Origin of the sequence: Anatilimnocola aggregata, assembly GCF_007747655.1 — a bacterium.
Taxonomy (GTDB): Bacteria; Planctomycetota; Planctomycetia; order Pirellulales; family Pirellulaceae; genus Anatilimnocola; species Anatilimnocola aggregata.
Window position 1 is genome coordinate 7,576,011 of sequence record NZ_CP036274.1, and the last position, 16,592, is coordinate 7,592,602.

At 58.2% G+C, this 16,592-nt stretch carries 13 protein-coding genes; 9 read left to right on the forward strand and 4 right to left on the reverse strand.

From position 1 onward, the window contains the following. Positions 1 to 376 precede the first annotated feature (376 nt). From ETAA8_RS28790 to ETAA8_RS28805, 4 genes are all read left to right on the forward strand, one after another. Positions 377 to 4,804, forward strand: coding sequence for a beta strand repeat-containing protein (locus ETAA8_RS28790; RefSeq protein ID WP_145097038.1), 4,428 nt, complete (start codon positions 377 to 379; stop codon positions 4,802 to 4,804). Between the two features lie 804 nt (positions 4,805 to 5,608). Then, positions 5,609 to 6,994 (forward strand): serine/threonine protein kinase, encoded by a 1,386-nt coding sequence (locus ETAA8_RS28795; RefSeq protein ID WP_145097040.1) that lies wholly within the window; start codon positions 5,609 to 5,611, stop codon positions 6,992 to 6,994. A gap of 45 nt (positions 6,995 to 7,039) precedes the next feature. Then, a complete protein-coding gene (locus tag ETAA8_RS28800; RefSeq protein WP_145097074.1) occupies positions 7,040 to 7,822 on the forward strand; it encodes an SDR family NAD(P)-dependent oxidoreductase in 783 nt (260 codons plus the stop codon). Positions 7,823 to 7,877: 55 nt separating this feature from the next. Beyond that, positions 7,878 to 8,486, forward strand: a complete 609-nt coding sequence (locus ETAA8_RS28805; protein WP_145097077.1) for a hypothetical protein — start codon at positions 7,878 to 7,880, stop codon at positions 8,484 to 8,486. A gap of 161 nt (positions 8,487 to 8,647) precedes the next feature. Here the strand turns inward: ETAA8_RS28805 and ETAA8_RS28810 are convergent, their stop codons facing one another. From ETAA8_RS28810 to ETAA8_RS28825, 4 genes are all read right to left on the reverse strand, one after another. Beyond that, positions 8,648 to 9,427: a sugar phosphate isomerase/epimerase family protein gene (locus ETAA8_RS28810; RefSeq protein ID WP_238397598.1), complete on the reverse strand. Its 780-nt coding sequence runs from the start codon at positions 9,425 to 9,427 to the stop codon at positions 8,648 to 8,650. Between the two features lie 107 nt (positions 9,428 to 9,534). Beyond that, positions 9,535 to 9,750 carry a hypothetical protein gene (locus ETAA8_RS28815; protein ID WP_145097080.1) on the reverse strand — a complete coding sequence of 72 codons (216 nt, stop codon included), beginning with the start codon at positions 9,748 to 9,750 and terminating at the stop codon, positions 9,535 to 9,537. Between the two features lie 48 nt (positions 9,751 to 9,798). After that, positions 9,799 to 11,892, reverse strand: coding sequence for a protein kinase domain-containing protein (locus tag ETAA8_RS28820; RefSeq protein WP_145097083.1), 2,094 nt, complete (start codon positions 11,890 to 11,892; stop codon positions 9,799 to 9,801). A 111-nt stretch (positions 11,893 to 12,003) separates the two neighbouring features. Continuing rightward, positions 12,004 to 12,585, reverse strand: coding sequence for an RNA polymerase sigma factor (locus ETAA8_RS28825; protein ID WP_145097086.1), 582 nt, complete (start codon positions 12,583 to 12,585; stop codon positions 12,004 to 12,006). Positions 12,586 to 12,878: 293 nt separating this feature from the next. On the opposite strand from ETAA8_RS28825, the gene ETAA8_RS28830 reads away from it, so the two are divergent. The 5 genes from ETAA8_RS28830 to ETAA8_RS28845 all read left to right on the forward strand — a co-directional run bounded on the left by ETAA8_RS28830 (position 12,879) and on the right by ETAA8_RS28845 (position 16,585). Then, a complete protein-coding gene (locus ETAA8_RS28830) occupies positions 12,879 to 14,159 on the forward strand; it encodes a beta-ketoacyl-[acyl-carrier-protein] synthase family protein (RefSeq protein WP_145097089.1) in 1,281 nt (426 codons plus the stop codon). A 129-nt stretch (positions 14,160 to 14,288) separates the two neighbouring features. Next, complete coding sequence (locus tag ETAA8_RS35030) at positions 14,289 to 14,441, forward strand: hypothetical protein (protein ID WP_202921333.1); 153 nt, start codon at positions 14,289 to 14,291, stop codon at positions 14,439 to 14,441. 160 nt (positions 14,442 to 14,601) lie between these two features. Next, positions 14,602 to 14,862 (forward strand): acyl carrier protein, encoded by a 261-nt coding sequence (locus ETAA8_RS28835; protein ID WP_145097092.1) that lies wholly within the window; start codon positions 14,602 to 14,604, stop codon positions 14,860 to 14,862. A 123-nt stretch (positions 14,863 to 14,985) separates the two neighbouring features. Next, positions 14,986 to 16,038, forward strand: coding sequence for a TlpA family protein disulfide reductase (locus tag ETAA8_RS28840; protein ID WP_202921334.1), 1,053 nt, complete (start codon positions 14,986 to 14,988; stop codon positions 16,036 to 16,038). 250 nt (positions 16,039 to 16,288) lie between these two features. After that, entirely contained in the window at positions 16,289 to 16,585 is a 297-nt protein-coding gene (locus ETAA8_RS28845) for a hypothetical protein (protein WP_145097098.1), read from the forward strand. The last annotated feature ends 7 nt before the right edge of the window (positions 16,586 to 16,592 follow it).

Consider the following 16,592-nt stretch of genomic DNA (forward strand, 5'->3'; position numbering starts at 1 on the left):
GCTGGCCGGACCAACCTGGTTCGGCCAGCTTTTTTTGCGAAGTCTGCGATTGTCCCACGCGCTGAGGGAAATCTCGGATCATTCGCTCAATTGCGGCTAAGCGCCAAGCGAGGAAGCGATTGCAGCAGCGGTCTGGTTGACTGAACGTCAGGCTGCTGCGGACAAGTTCATCTCCGGCTGATAGCAGGCAGATCGTTGCGGAGCCGGCAACAATTCTTAAAGTCTTGCGCAGCGGCAACTAAGCCGCTCATTGCTGGCTACATCGCGAATTGCCACCGCGAAACTTGGCGCTTGGTACTGCGTTTGCAATTGATGGCAACTTCTCGTCCTGCCGCATTCGATCCCCTCCTCTGCAAACCTCAAAGGTTTTTTTGCCATGGCAGCTTCGTTTTTTGGCCGCAATCGGTCTTCCCGTACCGCTCAACAGCGCCGCCGAACTTTCCTCACCGTCGAGAGTCTCGAAGAACGAACCGTACTGGCTGGCAACATTGCCGCTACCGTCAGCAATGGCTATTTGAATTTGACAGGTGACAGCGCCGACAACCGCATCGAAATCATGCGCTCCGATTCCAACGACGTAACCATCCGGTCGCTCGATGGGACCACGCGAATCAACGGGCAGGACGGGCCGATCACACTCAGTAATGTTTCGAAGGGAATTATCGCCAACACGGGCGATGGGGACGATGAACTCGACATTACTGGGTCGAGCACCACAGTTTTTCGCGTGCTGGGGGACGTTCGGCTGAACACCGGCAACGGCGACGACATCATCCGGTTCACGAACTTCTCGATGGCTGGTTCGCTCACCGTGACCATGGGTGCGGGTGAAGATCAGTTCTATGGCGACCGCGATCCCAACTTGAATCTCGTCGTCAACGGCCTGCGCGTCTCGGGGGTTACGACCATCGACACAGGCGCCGATGCTGACCTGGTTTCCATTCAAGGTTCGTACTTCAACAATCGCTTTTTGGTGAATACCAACCTGGGAAACGATACGCTCGACATCCGTACCACCCGCTTCAATAGCCTGGCGTCACTGAATGGAAGTTCCGGCACCGACCGCTTGAATCGGTACGACAACTCCTTCGGCAGTTCGCTCTATATTTATAGCTTTGAAACCAGAACGAACGATTTCGAGCATTCGCCAGGAAGCAACCTGGGCCCAACCGTTGGGAATGACACCGTCACTGTCGCCGAAGGGGGGAGTGTGACGGTCAGCGTGCTGACGAACGACACTGCCAACAATGGCACGATCAACACCAGCAGCTTGGCGATTGTCCAGCAACCGGCCCGCGGTTCTGCCACGGTCAATACCAATGGCACGATTACCTATGTGAATAACGGCAGCGAAATCGCTTCCGACACATTCACTTATACCGTGCGCGATAGCTTGGGAAACATCTCGAACACGGCCACCGTGGCGGTGACGGTTACTCCCATAAACGACATACCGGTCGCCGGTGCCGATTCCTTCACGATCGTCGCCGGAACAACCACCGCGCTCAATTTGGCTGCCAACGATACCGATGCAGAAGGTCGTCTGTCGCTCGGTTCGATCGTGATTGTTCAGCAGCCCACCAACGGCACGATTGGTGTGAACGCCAATGGCACGGTGAGCTTCACTCAGAATGGGACTTCGGTCACCAGTGACTCGTTCAGGTACACCATCGCCGATCTTGATGGGGGCGTTTCGCTCCCCGTGACCGTCAATCTGACGATCACTCCAGCCGCCAACACGGCCCCGACGATTGGAACATTGGCCGGAGTTACCACCAATGAAGATACGGCCACCGGGACGATTGCGGTTTCGGTCAACGATGCCGAAACGGCAGCTGCGGCACTCGTGGTCACCGCGACTTCCAGCAACCAGACCCTGGTGCCGAACGGCAGCATTGCCGTTGGTGGCTCCGGAACTGCACGCACGCTAGTTATCACGCCTGCTGCGAATCTTTCCGGCACTTCGACGATCACCGTCACCGTGAGTGATGGCACCACGACCAGTTCGCAGTCGTTCCTGCTGACGGTCAATGCGGTCAACGACGCGCCGACTATTCAGCCCATCAGCGACCTGACTCTCAATCAAGATACCGCCAGCAGTCCGTTCACCATTACTCTTGCCGATTTGGAAACACCAAACGGGCTCACGGTGAGTGCAACTTCTTCTGCGAATGGAGTAGTCGCGCCGGCCGGAGTATCAATCACGGGATCCGGTCTTACTCGGACCGTGATTGTCACCCCAGTAACCGGAGCTTCGGGAACGGCTGATATCACGCTGACAGTCAGCGACGGCACTGCGACGAGCACGCAAACCTTTACGGTCGACGTGAGTGCCACGAATCAGCTGCCAACTGTCTCCACACTGGCCGATGTAACCACAACCGTCGGCACCACGATTAACCCAATCAATGTCACGGTCGGTGATGCGGAAACTGCCGCCGGCAGCCTGACCGTGAGTGCCACCTCGAACAATCAAGCGCTGATTCTCAACAACGGGCTGGTATTCACCGGTTCCGGCAGTTCACGAGTGCTGACGATCACTCCCGTCAGCGGCGCAACGGGGACTGCGAATGTCACCGTGACGGTCAACGATGGATCAGGCGGAATCACCACTGACACTTTCGTCGTGACGATCAATGCCGCTCCGGCCAACACTGCCCCCACGATCACTTCGATTGGCAATCAAACCATCGCCGAAGATGGCGTGACCAGCACACTGGCGTTCACCATAGGGGACGCGGAAACACCGCTGGCCAATTTGCAACTGTCGGCCACTAGCAGCAATACCAACCTGGTATCGCTCGCGGGGATTCAGTTCGGCGGCAGCGGCGGGAATCGCACGGTCGTGGTCACGCCCCTTGCCAACGCCTCGGGAAGTTCGACGATCACCGTCACCGTGAGTGATGGCACCACGACCAGTTCGCTGTCGTTCCTGCTGACGGTCAATGCGGTCAACGACGCGCCGACCATTCAGCCCATCAGCGATCTGACTCTCAATCAAGATACCCCCAGCAGTCCGTTCACCATTACCCTCGCCGATCTGGAAACGCCGAACGGGCTGACGGTAACGGCGACTTCTTCGGCCAATGGAGTGGTCGCGCCGGCTGGAGTATCGATTACTGGCTCTGGACTCACGCGCACCGTTGTAGTCACGCCAGTGACGGGAGCTTCGGGGACTGCTGATATCACGCTGACAGTCAGCGATGGGTCTGCGACCAGCACGCAAACCTTCACGGTCGACGTGAGTGCCCAAAATCAGCTGCCAACTGTCTCCACACTGGCCGATGTAACCACAACCGTCGGCACCACGATTAACCCAATCAATGTCACGGTCGGTGATGCGGAAACTGCCGCCGGCAGCCTGACCGTGAGTGCCACCTCGAACAATCAATCGCTGATTCTCGACAACGGGCTGGTATTCACCGGCTCCGGCAGTGCCCGAGTGCTGACGATCACTCCCGTCAGCGGCGCAACGGGGACTGCGAATGTCACCGTGACGGTTAACGACGGCTCAGGCGGCATCACTACGGAAGTGTTTGCGGTCACCATTAATGCGGCAGTGGCGAACACTCCGCCCACGATCTCCGCCATTGCCGATCAAACCATTGTCGAAGATGGTACAACCGGCGCACTGGCCTTTACCATTGGCGACACGCAAACACCACTGGCGAATCTGCTGGTAACTGCCACTAGCAGCAACACGAACGTCGTCCCACTGGCGGGCATTCAACTCGGTGGCAGCGGTGGAAGTCGTGCCGTGATTATCACACCCGCGGCGAACGCCGGTGGAACGGCCGATATCACCATCACTGTTAGCGATGGCATGGCAACGGCAACCGAGACCTTTACGGTTACGGTGACTTCTCAGAATGACGCGCCCACGATCTCGTCTCTGGCCAACGTCAGCGTCGGGGCTGGCGAAACCATTAATCCGATCAGCATCACTGTCGGCGATGTCGAGTCGTCCACGTTCCTGATCGGGGTAACAGCAACTTCCGACAATCAAGCGTTGATTGCCGATAGCGGACTGTCTGTCACGGGTTTTGGTGACAATCGAACCCTAACCATCACGCCTGTCGCCGGTGCCTCCGGCACTGCCAACGTAACTGTATCCGCGAGCGACGGCTCAGGCGGAATCACTACCGAAACGTTTACAGTCACCATCGGCGCGACTGGAGCGAACATAGCTCCCGTGGCGGCCAATCGCACGGCCACGGTGGCAGAAGCCGGTTCGGTGAATATCGACCTGGGAGCTTTCGCGACCGATGCAGACGGTACCATCAACGTCGCTTCGATCGTCGTCACGCAGAATCCGACGCACGGAACCGTCACGGTGAATGCGAACGGCACCGTGACTTACGTTCACGATGGTTCAGAACTGGCAACCGATACGTTCCAGTACACCATCAGCGATGCCCAAGGGACCGCTTCCGCGCCTGCCACCGTCAGCCTGACCATCACGCCGGTGAACGACGCTCCGGTGGCGATGAACGACCATATCGAGGTCAATTCCGACGTGACGACGGCGATTATGCTCAATGTGCTCGATAACGACATTGATGTCGACACAGAAATGCCGCTCAACGTGACTGCGGTGATTGGCCAACAGGTGGGACAATCGTACCAAGGGATGTACGGGACCATTCAGCTGAATTCGAACGGCACCCTGTCGTACACCATCGACCAGACCGCAGTCGACGAACTCATGGCTGGCGAAGTGGTCGAGGAGTTCATCATCTATCGCATCTCGGATGGCAGCTTGAGTGCCAATGGCCTCGTCAACATTGACATTCGTGGTGTGTAGTTCGCCTTAACACCGTCTCGAAACAGCTTTCAACTGCTGGCCGGACCCTTTTGGTCCGGCCTGCTTTTTTTTGTGCAGATGACGCGAAATAAATGTAGCTGAATTCGCCAGAATTCAGGCGGCAATCAGCTACAGAATAAGGCACGACAGCGCAGAGAAATACAGCTGTTTTCGCTTGACACATGCGCACCATGTTTTCACAATCTAACAAACAATAACTGCGATTCTTAACTTCAGTTTCGCAATAATCCACCCGCTGGGGAGGCCTTTCGTCTCCGCGGCCAGTGGATTGCCATGCGCGCTGAGCATTAGCACCAGTTGCGTCGGGCGTGTGAAACCAGATAAGAATCAACGGACGAAGGCTCATGAGGAAAGGATCGCCAGGCATTGATTTGACCAGGACAGGCCCAGTTCGAAACGGAAATTTCCGGAAACCGATTTTGGAACTTTCCTCTCGAGCAGACTTTGCAAAGGAGACAAGACAAGTGACTTAGGTCGATTTTCTGACAGTGAATTCAATTCGAATTATGGAAATTTCCGTTACCGCGGCGGTCGCAAAATGGGTGAAATGCACCCTTCACCAGCGGGGGTATTGGAGAGGTAGAGTTAATCGCGAAGAGCGAATCCTTGGCAATTGGCGAATTGCCACCATCAGAGTGGCCGCAGCGGGGCTGGAACCGAAGGAGGGATGGAATCGTCTAACTTCGGTCCTTTTGCCGCGCCCCCGCGTAACGCTGGCCTGGCGCGCGGTAACTTAAGAGTGTTGGCCCAGCATTTTTTGTTCACCTTAAGGACCAGTCACCCATGAGCACGACGCGATCGATGTTTCGCTCGTCCGCGCTCCTCAGCGGGCTGGTGACGCAGGACCAATACGACGAAGCCACCAAGGCCGTGCGGGCGGCGGCGCTCATTCCGTCGGAAGTGACGGAAATTGACGAAGCGGCGCTCGCCACCAAGTTGATTGAGATGAAACTGCTGACGGTCTATCAGGCCGAGCAGATCAAAGCGGGGCGGACCAAGCTGAACCTGGGGCCGTACGTCATTACCGATTCGATCGGCCATGGTGGGATGGGCCAGGTGTTCAAAGGTGTGCATCGGATGATGGGGCGGGAATGTGCCGTGAAGGTGCTGCCGCTGCATAAGGCGACGCCCGAAGCAGTCACTAACTTCATGCGAGAGATCCGCACGCAGGCTCAACTCGATCACCCGAACCTGGTGCGCGCTTACGACGCGGGCTGCGATGGCAAGGTGCACTACCTGGTGACCGAATATGTGCCGGGCATGGACTTGCGCCGGCTCGTTCGTTCGCAAGGTCCACTCACCCAGCAACAGGCAGCCAGCGTGGTGCTGCAATCGGCCCGCGGACTGGCCGAAGCGCATGAGCGGGGACTCATTCACCGCGACGTGAAGCCAGGCAACATTCTGGTGACACCGGAAGGAATCGCGAAGGTTTCGGACCTGGGGCTGGCTGGCTTTATGGAAGAGGCCGATCGCGACCCACGCGCTGGCAAGGTCGTTGGCACTGCAGATTATTTATCGCCGGAGCAAATTCGCACGCCGCGCGACATTGGCACCGTCAGCGATATCTACTCGCTGGGCTGCACGCTCTATTACTCGGTGTGCGGCAAGGTTCCCTTCCCGGGGGGGACCGCCCGCGACAAAGCGCGCCGGCATTGCGAAGAAACCCCTTGGCATCCGCGCAGGTTCAATCCCGAACTGCACGAAGAGTTTGTCGACGTCATTGCCGACATGATGGAAAAGGACCCCACCAAGCGCATTCAAACGTGCGACGAAGTGGTCGCGCGTCTGGAGCAATGGGCCGGCGACTTGAGCCCGATTGCGACTCCCAAAGTTGCGTCCTCCCCCTGGACCACGCAAGCGCTTCCGGTCATTGAAGACGATCGCAGCAAGGGTGATGGCGCGCAAGATACCGATGCCAGCGATCACTCGGTGAGCAGTTCGGCCCCCGGCCAATTCTCGCAAGTCACTGGTTCATTGGCCGGCGGTAGTCAAGACACGACTACGCTGAGCAAGTCGCATCACAAGAGTAGTTCGGTTTTCGGCTTTCATTTCACCCCGCCGGCGAACCCCGCTTCGATCGTGCTGCTGACCCTGGCGGTCTCGGTACCCATTTCGATGGCCCTGGGCGCGCTGGTCGCGTCGTTTCTTTTGTGGCTGATGCGCAGTTAAGATTAGCTCACACTAAATCTTGACTCACTCCACACGAGACTCGCCATGTCTGTGCTCGATCGCTTTCGCCTGGATGGCAAACGCCTGTTGATTACCGGAGGTAGTCGCGGACTTGGCCGCGAAATGGCCTTGGCTTGTGCCGACGTTGGTGCTGACGTGATCTTGCTCGGGCGAGATGTCGAGAGCCTGAACAAGACGGCCGACGATGTGCGGGCACGCGGCCGGCAGGCCTTCACCATTGAGACCGACGTCGGCGATATGACGCAGTGCCAGGCGGCCTGCGAGCGAGCGCTGGCCGAGTTTGGGCCGATCCATATTTTGATTAACAACGTCGGCGGCAGGCGGCAGAACATTCCCACGCACGAGATGCCCCTGGAGACCTGGCGGCAGTTGATGGACCTGAATCTGACTAGTACTTTCCTCTGCACCAAGCTGATCGGCGGCGCGATGCTGGCCCGCGGCGAAGGGGGGCGGATCATCAACATTGCTTCGATCAATTCGTTGGTTGCCGGGCGAAAGATCGAAGGGCGGCATTACGAAACTGCCAAGGCGGCGGTGCTGCAATTCACCCGCGCGCTGGCCGCCGATTGGGCTCCGCATGGGATTACCGTGAATGCGATTTTGCCGGGGGGCTTTATGACGGAGCCGAATCAGCGGTGGAAGAAGCTGCACCCGGAAGTGGTCGAGACATTCTTGCAGCAGATTCCGATGGGCAAATATGGCGAGCCCGAAGACCTTGGTCCGCTGGCCGTTTATCTGGCAAGCGATGCTTCGCGATACATGACGGGCGCGGGGCTTGTGATCGACGGCGGCTATACGCTGTGGTAGGAATAGAGGTACTACTCTGTCCTGCATTCGCTTGCTCGTCCCTGTGAGCCGGTTCGTGTCTGCTAATCGTATGTTAGAACTTTGGCCGCTGCCGGTGCTCGCCATCTATTTCATCCTCAGCGCTTCGCTGCTGGGACGTTGGATGTTGCAGCCAGTGAACGAAACGGCGGGCCGCTTGCAAGCGCCACGCAAATTCATGCTCACCGACTTTGCCTGGTTGGTGCTGCAGTTGCAACTGGCATTGGGCTTCAGCGTATCGTGGATCGGTCCCGAGCAGCGGGTGTTCTTACCAATCCTGGGCTTCCTGATGTTCGCCGTTACGATGCTCTGGCTCTTCGGCGTTGGCTTTCTGTCGCGGGCTAATGTCACTCAACCGCTGCGGCGAGCGATCTTCACGACCATCCTGCTGCCAGCGACTTTGGGCGTCATGATGGCCCTGCCGGCACTGGTGCTGATGCTGGGAATTCTCGAAACCGACTTCACCAACTGGGGGGACCTGGCGATTCCGCTGCACGAGTACAATCGCTGGAAAGTGCTGCTGTGGATTGTGACACCGCTATTGCCCGTGCTGGCCTGGCTGCTGCGGCAGATCTCGTTTTGGGTCGTCAGTGCCCAAGCCGATGAGAAGCTGAAGGGCGAGCCGACCCGGCTCAAGCCCACGTAACTAATCACAAAAAGCTACGGAAATCGTTCACACCGGCAACGTGAGATAGCTAAGTAGCCCGACGCGTTAGCGAGGGAGCTATGCTGATTTCGCATTCCGCTGCGAGGAACGGTTGTTCTTGATTTCCCCTCGCTGACGCGTCGGGCTATCTGCAGAGGCTGCTACAGCAGGCTTTCGAGCAGCAGGCGGAGTTTGCGCAGTTCGCCGGCGTGGTCGACCCCTTCGACCTCGGTGATATACACGCTGAGGCCGTAGTTGTATTTCACCTTTTGCAGTTGCGAGATCAGCTTGCCGTATTCCACATCGCCTTGGCCGACGCGAACTTGAAAGCCCTTCTTGTTCGTATCGCGCAGTTGGGTGTGGAAGGTGTATTTCATCAACTTATCGATAGCTTTGCCCTGGGCATTGCCATAGATGTACACGCTGGGATCGAGCGTGAGGCCGAGCCCCTTCACGTTGTCGCAGAGGACCGTGACGGTATCCATGTCTTCGCTGAGGCGGCCGATCTGGCTCTTCATGCCGACGCGCACACCTTGCTGAGTCGCGATATCGACGAGGCGGCGGAGGTGATCGACCTCTTCATTGAACGGCGTACCCACTTCGGCCGAGGGGATGGTGAGTGTGACCACTTTCACCGTCTTCGCCAACCGGCAAATGGCCAGGAACTGCTCGTAGTGCGCTTCGCCGGTGGCAGCGATGCGAACATCAAAGGCGATGATATCGAGCCGCTCCGTGTTGCGACATTGTTCGACCGCTTTGTCGAAATTGGCGGCAATGAACGAAGGCTTGAACTGCTCGCGATCTTCGAACATCGCTAGTTCAACGCCGGTATATTCCAAGCCACTGAGGCGGTCCAAAGCGGCAGGCAACGACAAGTCGGGAAGGCAATCTGTAGAGGCCGAGACAAACACCGTGCAAAGCTCCTCGTGCGTGCGAACCATCCGTGACGGGCCAACCAGGAGAGGAATGGTCCCCAGTCGCGTAGCTTAGCGGCAAGTGCCATCTGCGGGCAACACCACCCAGGCAGTTGCGGTGCTAGCGAGGCAGGTCACTTGCCATCGTCTTCCGGCTCGGGTTCGGGTGCCACGTAGATGAAGCGCGAGACTTGCATGAGCACGATTCCCACGCCCCCCAAGGCTAACGAACCCCAACGAACTCCGGTCAAATCGATCCGGGCGAAGCGAAACAACAGCGAGTCAGCAATGGCCAGCAGCATCAGCACGACGCCGAGCCAATAGATGCCGCGAATCACGGAGGGAGACATGATTTATTCCGCCAGAGATAGCAACGCTTCACCACGCAGCGGAATATCTTAGCGGATAGCCGCCACCAGCGCGCGGGCGAAAGCAGCTCCATCATCGGCACCCTTGCCAGTGATGATCTTGCCGGAGGTAACGACGCCACTTTTCTCTCTCTGAGCGGGGCAAGCGCGAAAATCGGGCAGCAACTCAGCCGTGAGCCCGCCAGCAACATGTGTTTCACTGGTGAGCAGATCGAAGGCCGCGAGGACGTTCTGGCCCCCGCAAATCGCAGCGATTGGCTTGTCCTCCTGCTGGAACTCACGGATGAGCCGTTCGGTCTGAATGCGACCTTCACCCGGGCTGGTCAATTCGCCCAACGAATACCCGGCAAACGCCAGCGCGTCGTAATCGCGGGCACGAACGGCACTCGACAGTTTCAGATCCGGCACTAACTTTCCGCGCGGGCTTTGCTGCACCAAATTGCAAATCGTTCCATCGCTGGAAGCAGTCACAAGGTCGACAGTATTGGGCAACGCGTCTTTGACGTTCGCATAGTCGGGGTAATACAACTGATATTGCGGCACGATCATCAAGATCTTAGCTCGATTCCCCACCGCAGGCGGCACCACCTTCGGACTGGTGCTGCTGTTCGTTTTTGGGTGCTGACTGACGGGCGGGGCCACGGGGAGTTGCTGCTGTCGTTCGATTTTCGGTGGCTCGTTTGCCTTGGCCAATTCGGGCTGGCGCGTTGCCTTGCCACTGCCGCCGAAGATCAGCCACGCGACGGTAATGACCAAGGCCGCGGCGGTGGCGATTGCGCCACCCCACAACAGCGGCGGAACGCTGTCGGGCTTTTTGGCGTGGATGCCCGAGAGTGACTTGCCAACAACAGGGAGGGCTCCCAGATCGATGGCGTTTAAATCGGGAAGGGCCAGTTCAGGAACCAGATGATCGCCGGCCAGGGACTTTGGTGATTCAGCTTCTGCCAGCATCGTTGCCGCGGGAAGTGGCCGAGGTTTGGGTTCCGTTGATGTCGTCGCCAGCGACCGCGAGCGGGCTATCGGCTGCAAAGCTTGAGCGAGATCGGCTGGTCGGGCGTAACGGTCCGCGGGATTCTTGGCCATCATCCGTTCGAGAATCGCAGCCAGATCATCGGGGACTTCCGGCCGGCGGAGTTGAATCGGCGTGGGCTGACAAGTCTTATGGGCGTGCAACTTGTCGACGATGGAACCACCGATGAATGGTGGTTCGCCAGCCAGCAGAAAATAAAGGGTGCAGCCGAGGCTATAAATATCGGCCCGGATATCGGCGGCATGAGCGTCGGTCGCCTGTTCGGGGGCGATGTAATCGGGCGTTCCAAGCACTGAGCCAACACGGGTGGCATTCGCGGGACGTTCGGGCTCTTCGCCCGCTTCGTGGGCACTTTGCCAGGCCTGACTAGCCAGCCGCGCGAGGCCAAAGTCGAGAATCTTCAAAACACCGGCCCGAGTCACCATCAGGTTTTGCGGCTTGATATCGCGATGGATCATTCCCTTCTCGTGCGCGTGCTGCAAGCCGAGTGCAGCCTGACGAATGAGGTGAGCGGCCTGCTGCGGCGGCAAGGGGCCCGTCTTGGCCAGCAGGCGATCGAGACTCGCGCCGTCGACGAACTCCATCACCAAAAAGTGCAGGTCGCCGGCATGCTCTGCATCGTGCGCGGTCACGATGTTGCCGTGAGACAGCTTGGCGGCGGTCTTCACTTCTCGTTCGAACCGTTCGAGCGCGGCAGGACTGGAGACGAGCGCGGAGTTAATCACCTTGAGGGCAACCATCCGTTCCATCAGGCGATGCTCCGCCTTAAAGACCGCCCCCATACCCCCTGCACCGAGCAACCCGAGGACGCGATAGCGCGCGTGGTCGCGCAGGGGCTGCGGAATCTCGTGCAACTTGGCTGGCTTGGCTGGGACGGTCTTATCGCTGGCACGAAAGCCGCTCGTCGCCGCTTCGCGAGCGCGAATGAGGAGGGTATCGTCGGGAGTGCTGGCCAGCGCTTCGCAGCACGTCGTGCAGCTGCCCAGGTGCGATTCGACGGCGATCATTTCCGCAGGTGACAACCGCCCCTGGCCATACGCCAGCAGCGAGGCCGGCGACGGATGCTCAGGCGCAATGGAAGCTGCTGGTTTCATGATGACGAGAACTGCCCAGTCTGCGAACGATTCGGCGGACCGCCTTACCTTCTTAATGTACCCCCCGCGAACGATCTTTCAGAGCTTTTCTGGAAAATCTGATTTTGACAACTAGTCATCGATCAGGCCGCGAGATTCCTGCCGCAGGCGGGCCAGGATGCGGCTCTTGGCGATGAACACGGCATTCACGGTAAGCCCTAACTCCGTTGCCACTTGCGCGGCGGGCGTGCCATCGAGCGCTACTCGCTCGAAGGCTTTCCAGGTGGCCGGCTCAAACTCGCTTCGCAGCCGGCCCAGCAACTGCTGGGTAACGTAGCGGTCGTGTTCCAGATCCCAGGCCTGCGTCAGACCGCTGTTGGGGTCGGTCAACTGATCGAGCAGTTCCTGCACCTGCCCCTGGTTGGCATTTTCCCGTTTCTTCGACCGCCAGGAATCGCGTACGCAGTTGATCGTCACCGTTCGGAGCCAGGTGCGGAAGGCCCCGGTCCGGCCGTTATGTTCGAAATCTTTCAACCGTCGCGCCACCACCGTCAGCACGTCTTGCACCAAGTCGTCGGCATCCGCCTGCAGCACCGATTGCCGCTTGAGCCAGCCACGAATCAGCGGATCGTACAGTTCCACCAGCGTTTGCCACTGCGACGCAGCCGGATCGTGGCGGATTCGCTCGAGCAAGCTGGCCGAAGTTGTGGACATGGCAGATGGTCTCGCTGAAGGCAGCGAATCTCAAGGGGACGAAGTTGTCCGCGGTCCGCAATTCTACCCCAGTCCGAATTCACGAGCGGAGGCGTTCTGGCGGCTGTGGCGAAAGAATTCTCGGAAGATTTCCCTGCGACCAGTGAACCACTGTCCACGTTGTGCGGTTACAAGGGGAGCGAGCCAGGAATACTTGTGGAATAGGCAGGAGCGCGATAGGTTCGAGCTTTTGGCTGCAGAAGTTCGTTGGCAGGATATGGGGACGCGCTGCCCGCCCCGGCAATGAGAAAAAAATGCCCGTTTCGCACATCATACCGACGCATCAACCGGCCCAACTGCCGGACCATCAACGGATTGTCATTACGGGCATCGGTCTGACCGCGCCAAACGGCAACAACCTGGCCGAATATCGGGCTGCGCTGCTGGCTGGCAAGAGTGGCGTAACGGCCTACGAAATTCGGTACGTCGGCGAGACCCTGGCGGGCATCTGCAAGTTCGATGCGCTGCGGTATCAATCGAAAAAAGATCTGCGCCGCGGCACTCGCGCCGGCAGCGTGGGGATTTATTGCACGAACGAAGCGATTCGCGATGCGGGACTCGCCTGGGACACGATCGACAAGAGCCGGGTCGGGATTTATCTCGGCATTACCGAGCACGGCAACGTCGAAACCGAGAACGAAGTCTATGCGCTGAAAGGCTACGACTACGACGTGCAGTTCTGGTCGCACCATCACAATCCGCGCACCGTGGCGAATAACCCGGCCGGTGAAACCTCGCTGAATCTAGGTGTGACCGGTCCGCACTACACCATTGGCGCCGCCTGTGCCGCCGGCAATGCCGGGCTGATTCAAGGGGCTCAGATGCTGCGGTTGGGCGATTGCGATGTGGCACTGGCCGGCGGCGTGTCGGAAAGCGTGCACACGTTCGGCATTTTCGCCAGCTTTAAGAGCCAGGGAGCGCTCGCTTCGCATAGCGATCCGGCGAAAGCGTCGCGGCCGTTCGACACTCAGCGGAACGGCATCGTCGTGGCTGAAGGTGGTTGTACTTACGTTCTGGAAAGGCTGGATGACGCTCGTCGTCGCGGGGCAAAGATTTACGGCGAATTGGCCGGCTACGCCATCAACACCGACGCCACCGACTTCGTGCTGCCCAACCCTGAGCGGCAGGCGGAGTGCGTTCAATTGGCGCTCAAACGGGGCGGGCTCGAGCCGCGCGATATCGATATCGTCAGCACGCACGCAACCGGCACTGGCCAGGGTGACACGCAGGAATGCGATGCCTTGCGACGCGTATTTGCCTCCAGCGACAAGACCTATTTCAACAACACCAAGAGCTTCATTGGTCACGCGATGGGCGCGGCCGGGGCCCTGGAACTGGCTGGCAATTTGCCCGCGTTTGACGACGGCATTTGCCATCACACGATCAATGTCGATGAACTCGATCCCGAGTGTGCCCTGACCACGCTGGTGATCGATGCTCCCCGGCCAATTGGTCCGGTGAAATACATCCTGAATAACTCGTTCGGCATGCTGGGAATCAACTCGGTCGTGATTATTCAGAAGTACATCGGCTAATGATGATGCAGGGGTCGGGAGTCTTTGGCGAAAGTCGATTCAGCTACGAAGAAGGGTTCACTTCGCCAAAGACTCCCGATCCCGGACGCCTCACCACAATTGCAAACCGCAAAAGAGGGATGTTGATAAATGCCAGCATTTATCAACATCAATTTGCATGGCGCACGGGTTTGGCGCTCGATGCTGTTGATTAATCGCGGTGATAAATCAACAAAGAGGATCAAAATGGTGCTGGATTTTCGCGAGGGATGGTGGCGGCTGAGGGAATCGGCCCGCTGCTGAAATTCTGCCAGGGACCAAGGCCTGCCCGTCGCCAATGGCGGCGTTTTCGCTACAATTCGGGATTCCGGCCAGTTCGGGTGGGGCACAGAGGCCCGCGCAGTCTGCCAGGCTGGATCATGGGTGGCCTCACAGGTTTTGATTTGAAACGGTTGAATTTGCTATGACGAACGCTGAAATTCGCGACGAAATTCTCGATATTCTTTCCGACATTGCCCCCGATGAAGACCTCAGCGGGCTGGTCGACGAGAAGCCCTTCCGCGAGCAGTTAGAGCTCGACAGCATGGACTTTCTCGACATCGTGATGGAACTGCGCAAGCGGCACCGCATCCAGATTCCGGAAGGGGATTACACCCATCTCGCCAGCATGGCCAGCACCGTGGCCTACCTGGAACCGACCATGAAGGACATGGTGAAGAAGTAGTTCGGTCGCCCGCCCAGCAAACAGCACTTGAATTCTGCAAGTGGCGTTTGGTGATGGCTGGCGATACATTCAAGGCTGCCGATGGGCGTTTGTGGGCTGCATTTTCTCCTGCGGAGTTTAGTCATGTACCGTAATTGGCTCCTGCTGTTGGTCGTCGCGCTGGGCTTGGCATTATCGTCGCCGGCGGTTTTCACCTCGCAGCAGACTCTGGCGAATCAAGACGCAGCTGGTGACGCCTTGCCGGAGGGCAAAGACGCGGCAGATGTCGTCCAGCAGATTCAGCAGCAGCTGTTCATGAAGGGGCTCGAAGGAATCGATACCTTCAACAAGCAGAAGGCCGCCTTTTATAGGAAGTACGCCGACGATCCGGCCCGCTGGCAACTCAAGTTGGTCGAAGTGCAAGTGGCTATGGTCAGTGGCAAGGCAAACGAAGCCACCGCACTCTTGAAAGAGATCGAAGCCGCCAAAGACGCACCCGAAATGGTGAAGGGGAATGCCAGCGCGTTTCACTTGCAAGGACAAGCCCGCGACGTAATGGCTGGCAAGATCAAGCTGGACGATTTCGGTGCCCAAATCGAATCGCACCTGAAGAAGTATCCCCGGGTGCCAGCCAATCGCCAATTGGCGTATATCCTGGTCGAAGCTTCGGCCGCTGATCCCGCGCAAGCCGAACAGCGGCTCACCGCGCTGGCCAACAACTCTTATTTGGCGATTGCCGACCTGGCCGAGAAGAAATTGAAGGTCGTGAAAATCCGCAAGGAACTAGCGAGCAAGCCACTGGAGCTGAGCTTCACGGCCGTTGATGGTCGCGAAGTCGATTTTGCGAAGCTGCGGGGCAAGGTTGTCCTGATCGACTTCTGGGCGACCTGGTGCGGGCCCTGCATGGCCGAAGTTCCAAACGTGGTGCAGATCTATAAAAAGCTGCACGACAAGGGCTTTGAAATTGTGGGCGTCTCGCTCGACAGCGACAAAGAAAAGCTGATCCAGGTAGCCAAGGAAAACGAGATGTCTTGGCCTCATCAATTCGATGGTAAGGGCTGGGAGAACGAGCTCGCCCAGAAGTACGGCGTGCAATCGATTCCTGAAATGTGGCTGGTCAATAAGAAGGGAATCATGAGAGTCTTCAACCGCAGCCAGAACTTGGGCGAAGAAGTCGAGAAGCTGCTGGCCGAGTGAGGTCATTGCAGATTGAGGGAATTGGCGGTTTGTCGCCTTTCCCTCTCCGCTTGGTGCCAGCCCCTGGCAAAAGCCGCTAGCACGGGCAAATGTTGGGCTAGAACTGCGGCAATCAGCGGCCAGGATTCATCTTTCCGCAATTCGCGGACGAACCTAAGATTCCAGGGCGATCCTCAACTAGAGTGAGGATTGCTGGTGATCTACCAGGTTAGAGTGCTGATTGGAACTATTGCTGCTGAAGCAGGAGAGTATGCCCGTGCATCATTTTCGCATTGTTTGCGAAGACGTCGCCAAGGCTCGCCAGGTCGAGGTTTTGGTCGATTACACCGTGCTCGGCGGACTGGTTCAGGTTGGTGCGATTCGCCCGACAAAGGTTACGCTCTACGACGTCGCGACGAATAAGATTGCCCGGGAACTGCCTGTCTGGACTTCCACCGGCCGGCGTCTCCTCCGCCGCTCGTTCCTGAAAAATCGCTCGGGCTTCGTCGCGCTGCAGCACGAGATTCAAAGTCACTTCGAGCAACGCGAAGCGCTGACAGCTGTCTAGATTTGGC

Coding starts and splice junctions, on each gene's coding strand:
- ETAA8_RS28790 (WP_145097038.1), top strand. CDS start 377: ATGGCAGCTTCGTTTTTTGGCCGCAATCGGTCTTCCCGTACCGCTCAA.
- ETAA8_RS28795 (WP_145097040.1), top strand. CDS start 5,609: ATGAGCACGACGCGATCGATGTTTCGCTCGTCCGCGCTCCTCAGCGGG.
- ETAA8_RS28800 (WP_145097074.1), top strand. CDS start 7,040: ATGTCTGTGCTCGATCGCTTTCGCCTGGATGGCAAACGCCTGTTGATT.
- ETAA8_RS28810 (WP_238397598.1), bottom strand. CDS start 9,427: ATGGTTCGCACGCACGAGGAGCTTTGCACGGTGTTTGTCTCGGCCTCT.
- ETAA8_RS28815 (WP_145097080.1), bottom strand. CDS start 9,750: ATGTCTCCCTCCGTGATTCGCGGCATCTATTGGCTCGGCGTCGTGCTG.
- ETAA8_RS28820 (WP_145097083.1), bottom strand. CDS start 11,892: ATGAAACCAGCAGCTTCCATTGCGCCTGAGCATCCGTCGCCGGCCTCG.
- ETAA8_RS28825 (WP_145097086.1), bottom strand. CDS start 12,585: ATGTCCACAACTTCGGCCAGCTTGCTCGAGCGAATCCGCCACGATCCG.
- ETAA8_RS28830 (WP_145097089.1), top strand. CDS start 12,879: ATGCCCGTTTCGCACATCATACCGACGCATCAACCGGCCCAACTGCCG.
- ETAA8_RS35030 (WP_202921333.1), top strand. CDS start 14,289: ATGCCAGCATTTATCAACATCAATTTGCATGGCGCACGGGTTTGGCGC.
- ETAA8_RS28835 (WP_145097092.1), top strand. CDS start 14,602: ATGACGAACGCTGAAATTCGCGACGAAATTCTCGATATTCTTTCCGAC.
- ETAA8_RS28840 (WP_202921334.1), top strand. CDS start 14,986: ATGTACCGTAATTGGCTCCTGCTGTTGGTCGTCGCGCTGGGCTTGGCA.
- ETAA8_RS28845 (WP_145097098.1), top strand. CDS start 16,289: ATGCCCGTGCATCATTTTCGCATTGTTTGCGAAGACGTCGCCAAGGCT.